The sequence below is a fragment of the Embleya sp. AB8 genome, from assembly GCF_049739465.1.
Lineage (GTDB): Bacteria > Actinomycetota > Actinomycetes > Streptomycetales > Streptomycetaceae > Embleya.
Map to the genome: position 1 here is coordinate 249,881 of NZ_JBMHHY010000006.1, position 16,777 is coordinate 266,657.

Here is a 16,777-nt window from a genome sequence, read left to right on the forward strand (position 1 = left end):
CGTTCGAACCCCACAGTGATAGGTAGGTAGGCCGGCAGTGGCACCCCACCCGACGACACCCTCACCACCGAGACGTCCCCGCGTTCGCCGCCGGCTCTCGCTCGCCCTCGCGCTCGCGGCGGCCGGCGTGCTGGCCACGGCCGGCTGCGGGGCGGACTCGTCCGACGCCAAGGGCTCCTCCGGCGAGCCCGCGCGCGGCGGTTCGGTGACCATCCTGATGCCCGGGGAGGAGCGCGGCCTGGATCCGTTCACCGCGTCCTACTCCAGCGTCGGCGACTCCAACCGGCTGGCCGCGATCTACGACGTGCTCGTGTGGACCGATCCGAACACCGGCGGGGTGCGGCCCAAGTTGGCCGAATCGCTGGTGTCCGATCAGAGCGCCCGGATCTGGACGCTGACCCTGCGGGCGAACCTGCGCTTCAGCGACGGCAGTTCGCTCGACGCGGGCACGGTCAAGGCCAACTGGGAGGCGCACCGCGACCCCTCGGTACGCTCCCTGGTCGGCGGCCCGCTGCGGGGCGTGCAGCTGACCGAGGTCTCCGCGCTGCAACTGCGCATCGAACTCCCCTCCTCCAACGCCAACTTCGACCACACCATCGCGCGAAACCTGTCCTTCGTCGCGCCCCGGCGGTTGGCCGCCACGCCGGAGGGCCGGTTCGAGCTCAAGCACGCCCCGGTGGGCGCGGGCCCGTTCAAGGTCAAGAGCTGGGAGCCGGGCAAGGAGCTGCGCCTGGAGCGCAACCCCCAATACTGGCAACACAATCGGCCCTACCTCGACGAGGTGGTCTTCCGGGTCGACAAGGACGTGGAGAACGCCGACAAGACGATCCGGGCCAAGCACGCCGACCTGACCCTGACCACGGATCCGCAGACCCTGGCCCAGGCGCGCGCGGACGGGCTGGCCGCCGAGGACTCCCGGCTCAACGGCGGCACGATGGTCGCGTTCAATGTGCGCAAGGGGCCGTTCGCGGACCCGAACGCCCGCCGCGCGGTGACCCTGGCGTTGAGCAGTACGGAGATCAATCGGCGCTTCTACGCCGGTCGCGGCGACCCCGCCCGGGGCATCTTCGATGCCGGCTCCCCGCTCGCCAACGTCAACCTGGCCGCGCCGGAGAACCGGCCGGACGCGGCCCGCGCGCTGTTCGCCCAGGTCACCGCCAACGGCAGCAAGCCGTTCGTGTTCCGCTATCTGGTACCGGACAGCGCCAAGATGCGGGCCACCGCCGAGTACATCCGGCAGACCCTGGAGGGCTATCCGGGCGTCACGGTGATCGTCGAGGTCACCGACATGGCCTCGCTGGTGACCCGGCTCGCGGGCAACGACTTCGACGCCACGGTGTGTCAGCTGTGGGCCGACGACGTGGAGCCGACGATCTATCAGTTCCTGTACGGCAAGGCCGGGTTGAGCAATATCACCGGCTACGCCAACGACGTCGTGGACGCCGCCCTGGAGGACGGCCGGCGCTCCACCGACCCCGCCGCGCGGCGCGACGCCTACACCCGGCTGCAGAACCAGGTCAATCGCGATCTGCCGTTCTGGGTCTACTCGCAGGCGGTGATCGGCGCGGTGCACCGGTCCGATCTGGTCGGGATCCAGCTCTACAACGACGGCCTGATCCACTTCGACGCCATCGGGCGGCGCCGATGAGCGGCTGACCCCACAGACTCGGCCGGTCGGCCGCCGCGGCGCCGCGTTCCCGGGCGCCGCGGCGGCCGACCGGTCGTGCACCACCGCACCACCACACCCGGTCCGAACGGGGGCCGGTGTGCCTTGTGACAACGGAGGAGTCACATGAGCAAGCACCACGGCGACAACGCGAGAAAGCGCGCGGCGGCCCTCGCCGGCGCGTCCGTCCTGGCCCTGACCCTCGCCGCGTGCGGCGGCGGCGACGGTGCCGCCGGCGGCAAGGCCGACCCGAGCGCGTCGGCGGGCGGGAAGAAGGGTGGCAATCTGACCCTGCTGACCGTGTCCGACGCGCGCAGCATGACACCGTTCAACGCGTCCTACGCGGCGGTCACCGACCTCAACCGCATGCTCGCGGTCTACGACGCGCTGTTCTACGTGGACAACACGCAGAACACGGTGGTCCCGCAGATCGGGAAGAGCCTGAAGAGCGACGACGGCGGCAAGACCTGGACGCTCGAGGTCAAGCCGAACGTCAAGTTCAGCGACGGCACCCCGTTGGACGCGGCGGCGGTCAAGTTCAACTGGGAGATGCACGCCAAGCCGGAGGTGCTCAGCCAGCACCGCCCGGCCGCGTCCGGCCTGGGTCTGGAGGTGGTCGACCCGCTGACCCTCAGGATCACCCTGCCGATGCTCAACGCCAACTTCGACCGCACGGTGGCCACCGAACTGTCCTACATCGAGTCGCCCAAGCAGTACGGGATCGACCCGAAGGGGGAAAGGCCGGTCGGCGCCGGGCCGTTCGTGCTCAAGACGTGGACCCGGGACAGCCAGATGGTGTTCGAGAAGAACCCGAACTACTGGCAGGGCGCGGACAAGCCGTATCTGGACACGCTGACCATCAAGGTGGTCAACGACGTCAAGCAGCAGGTCGACACGATCAAGGCCGGCGGCGCCGACATCACCTTCACGATCGACGCGCAAAAGACCAAGGCCGCCCAGGAAGCGGGCCTGGGCGTCACGCCGTTCACCCTCGACGGCGGCCAGATGATCGTGTTCAACACCGCGACGGCGCCGTTCGACGACCCGCGCGCCCGACGCGCGGTGGCGCTGGCGCTCGACCCGGCCGACCTGAACCAGAAGATGTTCGCGGGCACGGCGACCCCGGCCAAGAGCATCTTCCACAGCGGCAAGAACTTCACCGACCCCACCGCCGTGCAACCGAGCCCGAACAAGGCCGAGGCGCAGCAGCTCTTCGATCAGCTCGCGGCCGAGGGCAAGCCGGTGAAGTTCGGCTATCTGGTCCCGGAGAACCCGACCTCCAACGCGACCTCCGAATACACCATGACCGCGCTCAACGCGTTCAAGAACGTCGAGGTCAAACTGGACAAGGCCGAGGTGTCGAGCTACTACCTGCGGCTGACGGTACAGAAGAACTTCTCCGCGGCGCTCTACCAGATCTGGTCCAGCGACCCGGAGCCGGTCCTGTTCAACAGCCTGTTCTCGCAGACCCCGTTGAACTTCACCGGCTACCGGAGCCAGGAGGCGGACGCGGCGCTGCTCAAGGGCCGCTCCACCACCGACGAGAGCGCGCGCAAGGCGGCCTACGCCGACCTGCAGAAGGTGCTGGTCAAGGATCTGCCGATGCTCGCCTACCAGGAGGCGGTCACCAACATCATCTCCGGCTCGCGGGCCGCGGGTGTCGTCGGTGTCCAGGACGGCGGCATGCTGATGGACCGGGTCGGGCTGAAGTAACCGGTCCCGCTTCCGCTTCCGGGCCCGCCTCGTCGATCGATCCGACGCCCTGTCACCATCGTTGCCCGGGAGGCCCGTTCGCACTCGCGGACGGGTTTCCCGGGCGGCTCGCGAAGGCCGGGGAGCGCAGGCGACCCGACACGATTCAACGACGCCCGGTAACGATGTGAACGAGCGGCTCGCATCGCGTGCAAGTTCCACCGAGTGGATCTACGGTGTCCCGCACGCAGTACCGATTCGGCAGTTCGGCAGTCCCCGCTCCACACGCACGGCTCCCGGCACCACTTGTGTTGTTCCCGGCGGAGGTGGCAAGAACGTTGTCTGCACGACGCACGACCGCACGTCGCACGGCCCTGGTCTCGATGATGCTGACTCTTGGCATCACGGCCACCGCGTGTGGCGGTTCGGACGATTCCGGCTCCACGGGCGGCAAACAACCCGCCGCCCAGGGCCAGGCCAAGTCCGGCGGCAGCCTGACCATGTTGGCCGTCCAGGACTCGGCCTCGCTCGACCCGTTCAAGTCCGCGTTCGTCGCGGTCGCGGACGAGCCGCGCCTCGCGGCGCTGTACGACCCGCTGTTCTACCTCGACGCGAGCGACAACTCGGTCAAGGCGCACCTCGGGGAGAGCCTGACCACCGCCGACAACGGCAAGACGTGGACGCTCAAGCTGCGTCCCGGGGTCAAGTTCTCCGACGGCACGCCGCTCAACGCCGACGCGGTCAAGATCAACTGGGACATGCACGCCAAGGCGGAGACCCAGTCCCAGCACCGCCAGGCCGCCGCGGCGCTGACCACCAAGGTGGTCGACGAGAACACCCTGGAGATCACCCCGTTGGGCATGCCGAACGCCAACCTGGACCGCTCGATCGCGATCGACCTGACCTACGTCGCCTCGCCCGCGTCGCTGGCCAAGGGCCCCGACGAGTACCGCAACAAGCCGGTCGGCGCGGGCCCGTTCAAGCTGGAGAGCTGGACGCGCGGCAGCCAGCAGGTGTTCGTCAAGAACGAGAACTACTGGCAGAAGGACAAGGGTCTGCCCAAGCTGGACAAGCTGACCATCAAGAACGTGCCGGACGTCAAGCAGCAGTACAACACCGTCAACAGCGGTGGCGCCGACGTGTTCATCAGCTCCGACAACGCCACCATCGCGCAGGCGCAGAAGGAGATCGGCATCGTCCAGCGCACGGTCGACGGCGGCCAGATGATCCAATTCAACATGACCAAGCCGCCGTTCGACGACCCCCGAGCGCGGCAGGCGATCACGCTGGCCCTGGACCCGGCCGGGATCCCGAAGACGCTGTCCAACGGCTACGTCCCCGCCAAGGGCTACTTCGCCCAGAAGTCGCCGTTCTTCGACCCGGCGAACGTCCAGGCGGCCCCCGACAAGGCCAAGGCCAAGCAGCTCTTCGACGAGCTCGAACGCGACGGCAAGAAGGTCGAGTTCACCTACCTGCTGCCGCAGAACCCGTCCTCGCTCAAGGTCGCCGAGTGGATGCAGACCCAACTCGCCGACTACAAGAACGTCTCGATGAAGCTGGAGACGCTGGAGATCGGCGCCTACATCGAGAAGTACGCACTGCGCCGGGACTTCCAGGCGATGCTCTTCCAACAGTGGATCGTCGACCCCGAACCGCAGAGCTTCAACAACTGGTTCTCCAAGAGCCCGACCAACTTCATCGGCTGGAACAACCCGGCGGTGGACGCGGCGCTGATCACCGGCCGTACCTCGACCGACCCGGCCGTGCGCAAGAAGGCCTACTCCGACCTGCAGAAGGCGATGGTCACCGACCTGCCGGTGTGGACCTACGCGGAGTCCTCGATCGGCGTGCTCTACAACAAGAAGGTCACCGGCGTGGTGCAGTACAACACCGGCGTCTTCTTCATGGACCGCATCGGCTTGAAGTAGCCCCGTAGCGCCACACCGTGAAGTAGCCCCGACCGCCCGCCGTTCGGCCCCCTCCCGCCCCGCGCGGGAGGGGGCCGACGCGCGTCACGCGGTCGGGAACGGCGCTTCCGGCAACTCGCGCGCCACCCGGGCGGCCAACGCCCGTACACCCTGGTCCGCCGGGAAGGCGCCGGTCAGCCCCGCCACGGTGCGCCGCAGTCGCACGATCAGCCGCTCCGAGCGCACCCGGAAGGCGATCTCCAGGGCCGCCGCCGCCTGGTCCGCGGCCCCCCGCGGATCGCGCTCGATCAGGTACACCGTGGCCAGCCCCACCCGCGCGAGCGCGAGGCTGCGGACGTACTCCCGGGTGCCCAGCAACAGCCGTACCGCCGCGCTCAGCCGCTCCTTGGCCGGCGCCGTGAACTCCGGTCGGGTATACGCCAGATCGCGATAGGCGTGGCCGCTTTCCGCGAGCAGTTCGGCCCGGTCGAAGTAGCGGATCCAGTCCGGCTCGGTCTCCGGCCGGGTGTCCGCGAGCGCCTGCTCGGCCAGGTCGAGCGCCCGCCGACATCGATCCGCGTTGCCGAGCGCCGCGTACGCCCGCCCCTCCAGCGCGTAGAGCATCGCCTGCAGCGCCGGCCCGCCCGCGTCCCGACTGCCGTACTGGGCCAGGTGGATCAGCTCCAGGGCGTCCTCGGACATCTCGTAGTGGATCATCTGCCGGGCCATCACGCCCAGCACATTGGCCCCGAGCGGCGCATCGTCGCACTCCTTCGCGGCGTGCAGCGCGAGCACCATGTACTTCTGCGCGCCCGGTTGCAGACCGGTGTCGTAGGACATCCACCCGGCGAGCAGCGCGAGTTCCGCGGTCAGCCCGAGCAGTCGGGCCCGCCCGGCGGCGGGTTGCTCGTCGCGCAACAGGTCGGTGAGCCCGTTGAGTTGGCCGATCACCGCCTTGCGCCGCAGTCCTCCACCACCCTGCATGTCCCAACGCCGGAACAGCCGTACCGAGTCGCGCAGTTGCTCGATCGCGCCGGCCGGCAGCCGAAGTCCCCGCGCGATCCCGGCACCCGGCCCCGGTCCGAGCGGCATCGGCAGCGGCGCGGGCGCCCCGGGCGCGGGCGCCGACCAGCGCTGCAGCGGCTCGACCAGATCGCGGCCCGCGGCCAGGCGCAGCGCCGGACCGACGAACTCCTGCCGACCGAGCAGCAGATCGCCCCGGGTGTACTCGCCGAGGATCTCCACGACCGTCTCGAACGTCCAGGGCAGGTCCACGCCGAAGTCGCCGTGCGGCTCGTCCGGCTCGCGCAGGCCCAGTTCGTCGATGCTGACCACCCGACCGAAGCGCCGGGTGAACAGCTCGGCCAGGATCTGCGGTATCGGCTCGCGCGGCTGCTCGCCGTCCAGCCAGCGGCGCACCCGCGAGGTGTCGGTGCTGACATGCGGGGCGGACATCGCCCGCGCGTGCCGGTTCACCTGACGCGCCAGTTCGCCCTTGGACCACCCGCTGCGCGCGAACCAGGCCGAGAGCCGATCGTTGGGCTGCCGCCCCCCGTCCGGCTCGTGCTCGTCGTCCGCGGACCCGCCGTCCCGCGCTCGCGTCGTCGCCACCGCATCGCCCCCATGCCCTCAGCGGTCCGGCCGGTCAGGCGCCGGGCCCCGAAGGAACCGTACGCGCAGGCCCGTTGGCCGAACGTATTCCGACTCGTGTGCGGACACCGGTCGATGCCGCAAACGCCAGGCTTCGCCACCCCACGCGCCCGGGACGCGCTACGGGGGAGGTCACGTTTGACTGCATACCGAATACCGGACGGATATCGCAGCCGCCGAGACTACCTATTGCGGTCATAGCGTAACCAAAAGTAATGAGTGCCGTTGGGGAGGACATGGACATCATGCTCGGATCGCGCCGGCGTACGCGGGCCGCACTGTGGCAGGCGGTGGCCGAGTTCGCGGAGGAACGCGGCTGGCCGGTGGCCCAGGGCGCACACCTGGTGCGCGACGGACGTGGCACCCACTGTTCGTGCGGCCGGGCCGGTTGTGCCGCGCCGGGCATGCATCCGGCCGATCCGCGCTGGTCGGAGCGGGCCACCGCGTCGCCGGCGGCGGTGCGCTACCTGTGGTCGCAGTGGCCGGACAGCACCGTGGTGGTCCCCACCGGGCGGGTCTTCGACGCACTCAGCGTGCCCCGCCAGGCAGGCACCCGGGCACTGGTCCGCCTGGAACGCATGGGCACCCCTCTGGGCCCGGTCCTGGCCACCCCGACCGGGCGAGTGGCCTTCCTGGTCGCCCCCGGCGCCGCCGCCGAACTCCCGCACCTGCTCTACCAGATGGGCTGGGACGACGCCGAACTCGACCTACGCTGCCACGGCGACGGCGACTACGTCTTCGCCCCACCATCCCCCATGGGCCTCCTCGGCCCGGTCGAATGGATCCGCCCCCCGGCCCGCAACGCCCCACCCCTCCCGGAAGCCCGCCTACTCCTGGGCACCCTGGCCTACGCCTGCCACCGCAGGGACGCGTCCCCAACGGGCCGGGGCCTGTGGCTGGCGTCGTAACCCAAGCCGCCGAACGGCCCACGCACCCGCTTGAGGACAGGCCGGCAAGCCCGCCCAACGTCCTGACGCAGGCCCGCCCTCAACCGCCGGCCGAGCACCTCAGCCCACCCGGCACCCCAACCCACCCGGCACCCCAGCCCGTCCGGCACCCCAGCCCGTCCGGCGTTTGAGGACAAGCCCGAAAACCCACCCGACGTCCGGACGCACGCCGGTCCCCAAACACCGGCCGACGAAAAATCCAGCCCGTCCGGCGTTTGAGGACAAGCCCGAAAACCCACCCGACGTCCGGACGCACGCCAGTCCCCAAACACCGGCCGACGAAAAATCCAGCCCGTCCGGCGTTTGAGGACAAGCCCGAAAACCACGCGGCGCACAACCCCAGCCCGTCCGGCGTTTGAGGACAACCCCAGCCCGTCCGGCGCCTGAGGACAACCCCAGCCCGTCCGGCGCTTGAGGACCAATCCAGCCCGTCCGGCGCCGCGCTTGAGGACCAAGCCCGTCACCCGCTACGCGCCCCGCGCCCCGCGCCCGAAACGCCTATTCACCAATGAGCGCATCGACGAACGCCGACGGCTCGAACGGCGCCAGGTCGTCCGGCCCCTCGCCGAGCCCGATCAGCTTGACCGGCACGCCGAGTTCACGCTGCACCGAGACCACGATGCCGCCCTTGGCCGTGCCGTCCAGCTTCGTGAGCACGATGCCGGTGATGTCCACCACCTCGGCGAACACCCGGGCCTGGACCAGCCCGTTCTGCCCGGTCGTGGCGTCCAGCACGAGCAGCACCTCGTCCACCGGACCGTGCTTCTCCACGACCCGCTTGACCTTGCCCAGCTCGTCCATCAGACCGGTCTTGGTGTGCAGTCGCCCGGCCGTGTCCACGAGCACCGTGTCCACACCCTCGGCGATGCCCTCCTTGACCGCGTCGAACGCGACGCTGGCCGGGTCACCCGCCTCCGGCCCACGCACGGTGTGCGCGCCGACCCGCTCGCCCCACGTCTGCAACTGGTCGGCCGCGGCGGCCCGGAACGTGTCGGCCGCACCCAGCACCACACTGCGCCCGTCCGCCACCAGCACCCGCGCCAGCTTGCCGGTCGTGGTGGTCTTCCCGGTCCCGTTCACGCCGACCACGAGTACCACCGCCGGCCGGTCGCCGGCCTCGCCACCGGTGTGCTTGGCCGTCTTGAGCGTACGGTCCAGGTCCGGCCCGACCAGCGTGAGCAACTCCTCGTGCAGCAACGCCCGCAGCTCGGCCGGCGTCCGCGTACCCAGCACCTTGACCCGAGTGCGCAGCCGGTCGACCAACTCCTGCGTGGACGCCACGCCCACGTCGGCGGTCAGCAGCGTGTCCTCGATCTCCTCCCAGGTGTCCTCGTCGAGGTGCTCGCGCGCGAGCAGGGCGAGCAGGCCCTTGCCGAAGGTGGTCTGCGAGCGGGCCAACCGGGCCCGCAGCCGGATCAACCGGCCCGCCGTCGGCTCCGGCACCTCCAGCGGGACGAGTTCCGGCTCGGCCGGCACGACCACCGAGGTATCCGGCAGATCGACCGTGTCGACGGTGCGCCGAGGCGCCTCGACGGTCGGGGCGGCCTCGTCGCCGACACCCGGCTCGACCGGCGTGCGCGGCGGCGCCGGCGGTACGCCCTTGCGGCGCGAGCCGACCACGAACCAGCCGGCGGCGCCGAGGACGACAAGGGCAATGACGACAATCAGGATCACAGTCTCCATAGGAGCTCCAGTCTCCCAGACCGCCCGGGGGCGAACCGCGACCGCCCGCCCCCGGCGGGTCCGCGCCGCCCGAGGGCGGGTCTTCGCGCGGTAACCGCCCGATCACCCGAGGACCGTTGAATCCTGACACTACGTCAGATATAACTTGCCGGTGCCAAGTACCGTCCGGCAGACGACACGTGTCCGAGGCGGTTTCGGCTCGACCCGGAAGGTGTTCACGCTCCATGGCTGTCACGAATCTGCGGTTCAACCAGGTCCTCCCCGGTCTCGACCGGCAGGAGATGTCCGCGCGCTACCGGGCCACCGTCGAGATGGCGGCCTTCGCGGACCAAAACGGGTTCGACATGATCAGCCTGGAGGAACACCACGGCGCGGACAACGCGTGGAGCCCCTCCCCGCTGAGCACCGCGGGTGCCATCTTCGGCGCCACCGAGCGGATCGGCGTGATCGTCTGCGCGCTGCTCGCGCCGCTCTACGACCCGATCCGGCTCGCCGAGGACATCGCGGTCCTGGACAACATCAGCGGCGGTCGACTCTCCCTGGTCGCGGGTCTGGGCTACCGCCCCGAGGAGTACGCGGCACTCGGCAAGGACTGGAAGCGGCGCGGGAAGATCCAGGACGAGGTCCTGGAGACGCTGCTCAAGGCGTGGACCGGCGAGCCGTTCGAGTATCGGGGCGGCACCGTCCGGGTCACCCCGAAGCCGTTCACCGACCCGCACCCGATGGTCATGGTCGGCGGCACCGCGAAGGCGTCCGTGCGACGCGCGGTCCGACTGCGGCTGCCGTTCTACGCCGCGGCGCCGATCCCGGAGCTGGAGCAGTACTACTACGAGTTGGCCGCCGAAGCCGGCTTCGAGGGCGGCTTCGCGATGATGCCGCCGGTCAAGACCCGGATGATCTTCTGCACCGAGGATCCCGACCGGGCGTGGGCCCAGTACGGCGAATACTTCCTGCACGAGGCCACCACCTACGCCGGCTGGCAGACCCCGGACATCGCGTCGGTGGTCGAGTCCTCGGCCCACACGGTGACCGCGCTGCGCGAGGAGGGCATCTACTGCTGCCTCACCCCCGACGAGTGTGTGGAGATCGGGCAGCAGGGCGGCCTGACCGACGCGCTGATCCTGCACCCGCTGGTCGGCGGCCTGCCGATCGACGCGGGCTGGGCCAGCCTGCAACTGTTCAACGACAAGGTCATGCCGCGCAACGTACCGGCGTAGCCGGTCGGCGACTTCGACAGCGGTCCCGGGTCCCACGCCCGGGGCCGCCCTCGCCGCTCAGCCGCCGACCGACACCCCACTCATCGGCTCCGGGTGTTCGAGCGCCGCCCGCCGATCCTCCTGCCGCAGCCGCTGGCTGATCACCGTGGTCACCCCGTCGCCGCGCATCGAGACGCCGTACAGCGCGTCCGCGACCTCCATCGTGCGCTTCTGGTGGGTGATCACGATCAGCTGCGAACTCTCCCGCAACTCGGCCAAGATCCCGATCAGCCGCTGCAGATTCATGTCGTCCAGCGCCGCCTCGACCTCGTCCATCACGTAGAACGGACTGGGCCGGGCCTTGAAGATGGCCACCAGGAGGGCCACCGCGGTGAGCGAGCGCTCGCCGCCGGAGAGCAGCGACAGCCGCTTGACCTTCTTGCCCGGCGGCCGGGCCTCCACCTCGATGCCGGTGGTCAGCATGTCGTCGGGGTCGGTCAGGATCAGCCGCCCCTCACCGCCCGGGAACAACCGTGCGAACACCCCGACGAACTCCCGCGCGGTGTCCTGGAAGGCGGCCGTGAACACCTGCTCGACACGCTCGTCGACCTCCTTGACCACGGTCATCAGATCGCGCCGGGTGTTCTTCAGATCCTCCAACTGCTCGGTCAGGAAGTTGTGTCGCTCCTCCAGCGCGGCGAACTCCTCCAGCGCCAGCGGGTTCACCTTGCCCAGCTGGGTGTGCGCCTTCTCCGCCGCCCGCAGCCGCTTCTCCTGCTCGGCTCGTACGTAGGGGCGCGGGCGCGCCTCGGCCGAATCCGGATCGCGCTCCTCGCCCTCGGCCGGCGGCGACGGCGGCACCAACCGGTCCGGGCCGTACTCGGCGAGCAGCCCGGCCGCCTCCATCCCGTGCTCCTCCAGCGACTTGGTCTCCAACTGCTCGACCCGCAGCCGCTTCTCCGCACGCACCATCTCGTCCCGGTGCACCGAGTCGGTCAACTTCTCCAACTCGCCGGCGAACTCGCGCGAGCGGGCCCGCTCCCGGGCCAGCTCCGCCTCCCGCGCGGTGCGGGCCGCCTCCGCCGCGTCACGTTCGTCCCCGGCCCGCGCCAACGACGCCTCGACGTAGCGCAGCAGCGCCTCGGTGCCGGCCAGCACGGCGCCGGCGACCTTCGCCTCCACCGCCATCCGCTCCCGTCGCCGGGCCGCCGTCGCCCGCGCCTCGCGCTCCGCCCGCGCGCCCCGATCCAGCGCGTCGGCCCGGCCGGCCAGGGACCGCACCCGCTCCTCGTGCGTACGCAGCGCAAGCCGCGCCTCCATCTCGCCCTGCCGGGCCGCGCTCGCGGCCCCCGCGAGCCGGTCCCGCTCGGCGTGGTCCGGCTCCGCGTCGCCCTCGGCCGCGTGGTACTCCTCGGCCGCCTCGAGCCGCGCCGCCAACTCCTCGACCGCCGACTCCTGCTGCGCGCGCGCCGCCTCGGCCTCGACCACCGCGCCCGCCAACCGCTCGGCCTCCCCCGCCGCCGCCCGCGCCTGCCCGCCGAGCCGGCCCAACTCCTTGCCGGCCGCGGCGGCCCGGCGCTCCGCCTCGCGCCGCTCCGCGGTGACCCGCTCCACCTCGGCCGCCGCCTCGCGCCGGGTCGCCACCGCACCGGCCAGCGCGTCGGTCAACCCGGCACACCGCGCGGTCAGCGCCACCAACCGCTCGGCCGCCTCGTCCACCGCCGCCTGCACCTCGAGCAGACTCGGCGCGCTCGCCGACCCGCCGTGCGCGAAGCCCGCGCCGACCAGGTCACCCGCCCGCGTGACCGCCCGCACCCCGGGCAGCGCCCGCACCAACTCGGCGGCGGCGTCCAGATCCTCGACCACCGCGATCCGCGCGAGGAGTCCGTACAGTGCGCCGCGCAACTCCTCGGGTACGGACACCAACCGCACCGCGTACACCACGCCCGCCGGCAACTCGGGCCATCCCTCCGGCCCATCGGCGACAACCCCGCCGAGCACCAGGCCGGCCCGCCCCGCGTCGTCCTCGCGCAACAGCCGCAACGCCTCGACGGCCGGCCGCACACCGGTCACCGCGACCGCGTCCGAGGCCGCCCCGAGCGCCGCCGCGATCGCCTGTTCGGCGCCGGGCTCGACGCCGATCAGCGCGGCCACCGTGCCCAGCACACCCGACAACCGGTCGCCCGCCGCGAGCAGCGCGCCCGTACCGTCCTTGCGCCGCAGCGCCGGCTCCAGCGCCTCCTTGCGGGCGCCCACCGCCGACCGCTCCCGCTCGGCCTCGCGCTCCGCCGCGCGGATCCCGGCCAACGCCTCCTCGGCGTCGGCCAGCACGTCCCTCGCGGTGGCCAACCGGGCCTCGAGCGCGGCGAGCCCGGACCCGCCGTCGTCCTCCGGGGAGCCCTCGACACCGACCCTGAGCCGCTCGTACTCCTCCTGCGCGGCCACCGCCCGCGCCAGCGCCTGGTCCCGGGCCGCGACCAACCGCCCGATCTCCGCCTCGGCCGCGGCCACCCGGCTGCGCGCCGCGCCCGCCTGCCCGACCAGCCGAGCCAGCCCCTCGCGGCGATCCGCCAGCGCCCGGGCGACCTCCTTGAGTCGCCGCTCCTCCCCGACCAGGGCACGCTCCGCCTCGCCGCGCCGCTCGACCGTCTCGGCGAGTTCGACCTGCGCCGACTCGAGCGCGGCGGCAAGTTCCGCCTCCTGCTCGCGAATGTGCGCCGCCTCGCGCTCCATCTCCTGCGGATCCCGGCCGCGCCGCTCCTCGGCCGGGGCGGAGCGGGCATGCCGGACCCGCTGTCCGGCCAGTCCCGCCGTCCCGCGCACCCGCTCGGCCAGCGCGGACAGCGCGTACCAGGTCTCCTGCGCCCGGGCCAGCCGCGGCGCCATCGCCCGCACCTCGGCCTCCAACGCCGCCTCGCGCGCCTGGACCAGGCCCAGCTCGCGCTCCACCGCCGTCCGCCGCTCGCGCAACGCGGCCTCGTCCGCGACCTCCTCGGCCAACGCCCGCTGCAGCCGCACCAGATCGTCGGCGAGCAGGCGCAGCCGCGCGTCGCGCAGATCGGCCTGGATCGCCGCCGCCCGGCGGGCCACCTGGGCCTGCCGCCCGAGCGGCTTGAGCTGCCTGCGCAGTTCGGCGGTCAGGTCCTGCACCCGGGTCAGATTCGCCTGCATCGCATCCAGCTTGCGCAGCGCCTTCTCCTTGCGCTTGCGATGCTTGAGGACGCCCGCGGCCTCCTCGATGAACGCACGTCGCCCGGTGGGATCGGCCTGCAGCACCGAGTCGAGCCGACCCTGCCCGACGATCACGTGCATCTCCCGACCGATGCCGGAGTCGGAGAGCAGTTCCTGGATGTCGAGCAGCCGACAGGTGCTGCCGTTGATCTCGTACTCCGAGCCGCCGTTGCGGAACATCCGCCGGGTGATGGTGACTTCGGAATAGTCGATGGGCAGCGCGCCGTCGGTGTTGTCGATGGTCAGACTCACCTCGGCGCGCCCCAGCGGCGGTCGGCCGGAGGTGCCGGCGAAGATGACGTCCTCCATCTTGCCGCCGCGCAGCGTCTTGGCACCCTGCTCGCCCATCACCCACGACAACGCGTCGACCACGTTCGACTTGCCGGAGCCGTTCGGCCCCACCACGCACGTGATCCCGGGCTCGAAGCGCAACGTCGTCGCCGACGCGAAGGACTTGAAGCCACGCAGGGTCAGACTCTTGAGGTGCACGCGACGAAAGGGTAGTCGGCGCACATCGCACGATCGTTCCGCTCGGTCCGTCCGAGGGCGTGTCGAGCACCTCGGATGGGGGTATCAACCGCTGGAAGCGAGCGGGTGGGCGGCAAGGGGGATCGGCGGGGACGGGCACAGGGGTCAGTCGAAGCACCGGGCGCGCGGTCGAGGGCGCGCCACGCGGGGATGCGCGGGACGGCAAGGATCGAACCCGGCGAGGATCGAACAAAAGTCGGAACAAACGTCGTGGGTCGGAAACGACAAAGGGACGCCTGAAGGCGTCCCTGGTTATCGCTTACGGACCTACGCTCGCGAAAGCGCGGGTTCCGCCGCGGAGACGTCGAAGCCGGCAAGCAGCTCGTCCGAAGCGGCGGCGTTGAGCGCGTCGTTACGCTCCTGGGCACGGACGAGTTCCGTTTCCAGGTCACGAACACGCTGCTGGAGCCGTCGATTCTCGGCGAGCAGTCGGGGATCGGGGCCACCGACGTAACCGAGAAGCGCCTTCGCCATGAGAGGGTCCTCCACGCTGAAAATGAATGACCACGCAGATTCGCGGGTCTAAATGTGGCACCCGGCCGCAAGGCTCCTGATAGGGTGCGCGGGCTTCCAGCGTCGCACCAAAAACGCAGGAGGTCAATATCATAACGGCACGATAACGAGACCTTCACCCGATCAAACGCGGTTCGACCGCGGACTGGGGTGACGGCTCGTGTGCTGGGTGTACGAGATCATCTTTCGACCTCCGCAGTCAAGAACATTCCGGTTCTCGGTCGACTCCGTACGGCCGTGCCCTAGAGTCACTCCGGCACCACACCCGTTCGGGTGAACCGACATCCCCTGCCGGAAGGTGACGCGACCCTCGATGGCCCGGCACAGTCGCACCCCGACGTCGACCCGCCCGCAGCGCCGCCGGGCGAGGTCTCGGCGCCGCCGAATCGCCCCGCTGCTGGCCCTGTTGGCCGTACTCGCGGTGGGTGGGACGGTGGCCGGCATGGTGGTCTCGGGCCGGACGGGCGAGTCCGTCGAGCGCGCCGCCGGCCCCGAAGGCGCCCACCCGGGGCCGGCCGCGGACCCGTCCGGCCCGCCGGGCGGCGCCGGCGCGGACCGCGCCGGCGACGAGGCCTCCCGCAGCGTGCTCCCCGGCGCCGCCGGCACCGGCCGCACCGTGCTGCCCACGACGAGCCCCGGCCCGGTGAGCGGCACGAGCGCCCCGCCGAGCCTGCCGGCCACGAGCGGGTCGGCCGCGCCGAGGGCGAGCACTACGCCGAGCCGGTCCGCCCCGAGCCCGACCGGCAGCGCGCCGAGCGCCCCCGAGGACCGGGTCCTCGCCGCAGTCAACGACGAGCGCGCCAGTGCGGGCTGCGCACCGGTCAGGAGCGATCCGAAGCTGATCGCGCTGGCTCGCGCGCACAGCGCGGACATGGCCGCCCGTGACTACTTCGACCACAACACCCCCGACGGCCTGACCCCGTGGGACCGGGCCGCGCAGGCGGGGGTGAACTACCTGGGCGCGGAGAACATCGCCCGCGGCCAGAAGAGCGCCGACTCGGTGATGCGCGCCTGGATGAACAGCCCCGGCCATCGCCGCAACATCCTCGACTGCTCGCTGACCAAACTCGGCGTCGGCATCCAGGACGGCGGCAACGGCCCGTGGTGGACCCAGGAGTTCGGCCGCTGAGCAGCGGTGCACCCGATCAGCGCGGGCCCACCCCGAGCCGGTCCGCGAACAGCCCGAACACCCGCAGCGCGGATTCGCCCTGATTGCGGGCCAGCACCAGCTCCACCGCCGCCCCGTCGGCCGGCATCCCCGCCGCGGCGGCCCAGGCCACCGCCGCCCCGACCACCCTCGGCCGGCGCCGCTCCAACTCGTCGGCCACCTCGTCGCGCAGTTCGGCGTACCGCTGCGGGCGCGCCAACTCGCCGTCGTCGTCGAACACCTCGGCGCCGGCCCGGGCCGCCTCCAGTTCGAGCCGGCTCATCGCCAGATGCGCCGCCGCCTCGCCCGGATTGAGCCAGACCTCCCACGCGCCCGCCGCGCTCACCGCCTGGACGTGTGCGATGTGCGTCTCGAAGACCCAGCACACCAGCACCGGCGAGTCCGCCTTGGCCGCGAGCGCCGCCAACCACGGTCGCTCGAACGCGTAGGGGTCGTCGTCGTGCCGTACGTGGGTCGCGCTCCAGCCGTCCGGCGACTCCCACATGGTGCGGGCCGGGTGCGCCGTGGTGTCCACGTGCGGCGCGAACTCGGACAACGGCCGCGCCCCGCGCACCACGACGATGTCCCCGTTGAATCCCATGACACGCGCTCCCTGG

At 71.4% G+C, this 16,777-nt stretch carries 11 protein-coding genes; 6 read left to right on the forward strand and 5 right to left on the reverse strand.

The window, feature by feature from the left end:
• Positions 1-37 precede the first annotated feature (37 nt).
• The 3 genes from ABIA38_RS11160 (at position 38) to ABIA38_RS11170 (ending at position 5,286) form a co-directional block, all read left to right on the forward strand.
• The gene (locus tag ABIA38_RS11160) at positions 38-1,648 is read left to right on the forward strand and encodes an ABC transporter substrate-binding protein (protein WP_424638367.1); all 1,611 of its coding nucleotides are present in this window, start codon (positions 38-40) and stop codon (positions 1,646-1,648) included.
• Positions 1,649-1,792: 144 nt separating this feature from the next.
• Entirely contained in the window at positions 1,793-3,379 is a 1,587-nt protein-coding gene (locus ABIA38_RS11165; RefSeq protein WP_424638368.1) for an ABC transporter substrate-binding protein, read from the forward strand.
• Positions 3,380-3,741: 362 nt separating this feature from the next.
• On the forward strand, positions 3,742-5,286 hold the full coding sequence (locus ABIA38_RS11170) for an ABC transporter substrate-binding protein (RefSeq protein WP_424638369.1): 1,545 nt from the start codon (positions 3,742-3,744) through the stop codon (positions 5,284-5,286).
• A gap of 84 nt (positions 5,287-5,370) precedes the next feature.
• Here ABIA38_RS11170 and ABIA38_RS11175 read toward each other — a convergent pair whose 3' ends face one another.
• The gene (locus ABIA38_RS11175; protein ID WP_424638370.1) at positions 5,371-6,876 is read right to left on the reverse strand and encodes a hypothetical protein; all 1,506 of its coding nucleotides are present in this window, start codon (positions 6,874-6,876) and stop codon (positions 5,371-5,373) included.
• Positions 6,877-7,130: 254 nt separating this feature from the next.
• Between ABIA38_RS11175 and ABIA38_RS11180 the strand changes: the two genes are divergently transcribed.
• On the forward strand, positions 7,131-7,823 hold the full coding sequence (locus ABIA38_RS11180; RefSeq protein WP_424638371.1) for a bifunctional DNA primase/polymerase: 693 nt from the start codon (positions 7,131-7,133) through the stop codon (positions 7,821-7,823).
• A gap of 537 nt (positions 7,824-8,360) precedes the next feature.
• On the opposite strand, the gene ftsY is transcribed toward ABIA38_RS11180, so the two are convergent.
• The gene (ftsY, locus tag ABIA38_RS11185) at positions 8,361-9,545 is read right to left on the reverse strand and encodes a signal recognition particle-docking protein FtsY (RefSeq protein ID WP_424638372.1); all 1,185 of its coding nucleotides are present in this window, start codon (positions 9,543-9,545) and stop codon (positions 8,361-8,363) included.
• Positions 9,546-9,769: 224 nt separating this feature from the next.
• On the opposite strand from ftsY, the gene ABIA38_RS11190 reads away from it, so the two are divergent.
• Entirely contained in the window at positions 9,770-10,762 is a 993-nt protein-coding gene (locus ABIA38_RS11190) for an LLM class flavin-dependent oxidoreductase (RefSeq protein ID WP_424638373.1), read from the forward strand.
• A 57-nt stretch (positions 10,763-10,819) separates the two neighbouring features.
• On the opposite strand, the gene smc is transcribed toward ABIA38_RS11190, so the two are convergent.
• Together smc and ABIA38_RS11200 are read right to left on the reverse strand one after the other, a co-directional pair.
• The gene (smc, locus tag ABIA38_RS11195; RefSeq protein WP_424638374.1) at positions 10,820-14,461 is read right to left on the reverse strand and encodes a chromosome segregation protein SMC; all 3,642 of its coding nucleotides are present in this window, start codon (positions 14,459-14,461) and stop codon (positions 10,820-10,822) included.
• Between the two features lie 306 nt (positions 14,462-14,767).
• Positions 14,768-14,974 (reverse strand): hypothetical protein, encoded by a 207-nt coding sequence (locus ABIA38_RS11200; RefSeq protein WP_078975259.1) that lies wholly within the window; start codon positions 14,972-14,974, stop codon positions 14,768-14,770.
• 352 nt (positions 14,975-15,326) lie between these two features.
• Here ABIA38_RS11200 and ABIA38_RS11205 point away from each other — a divergent pair, with 352 nt between their 5' ends.
• Positions 15,327-16,142 (forward strand): CAP domain-containing protein, encoded by an 816-nt coding sequence (locus ABIA38_RS11205; RefSeq protein WP_424638375.1) that lies wholly within the window; start codon positions 15,327-15,329, stop codon positions 16,140-16,142.
• A gap of 16 nt (positions 16,143-16,158) precedes the next feature.
• On the opposite strand, the gene ABIA38_RS11210 is transcribed toward ABIA38_RS11205, so the two are convergent.
• Complete coding sequence (locus ABIA38_RS11210; RefSeq protein ID WP_424638376.1) at positions 16,159-16,761, reverse strand: hypothetical protein; 603 nt, start codon at positions 16,759-16,761, stop codon at positions 16,159-16,161.
• Positions 16,762-16,777: the final 16 nt, after the last annotated feature.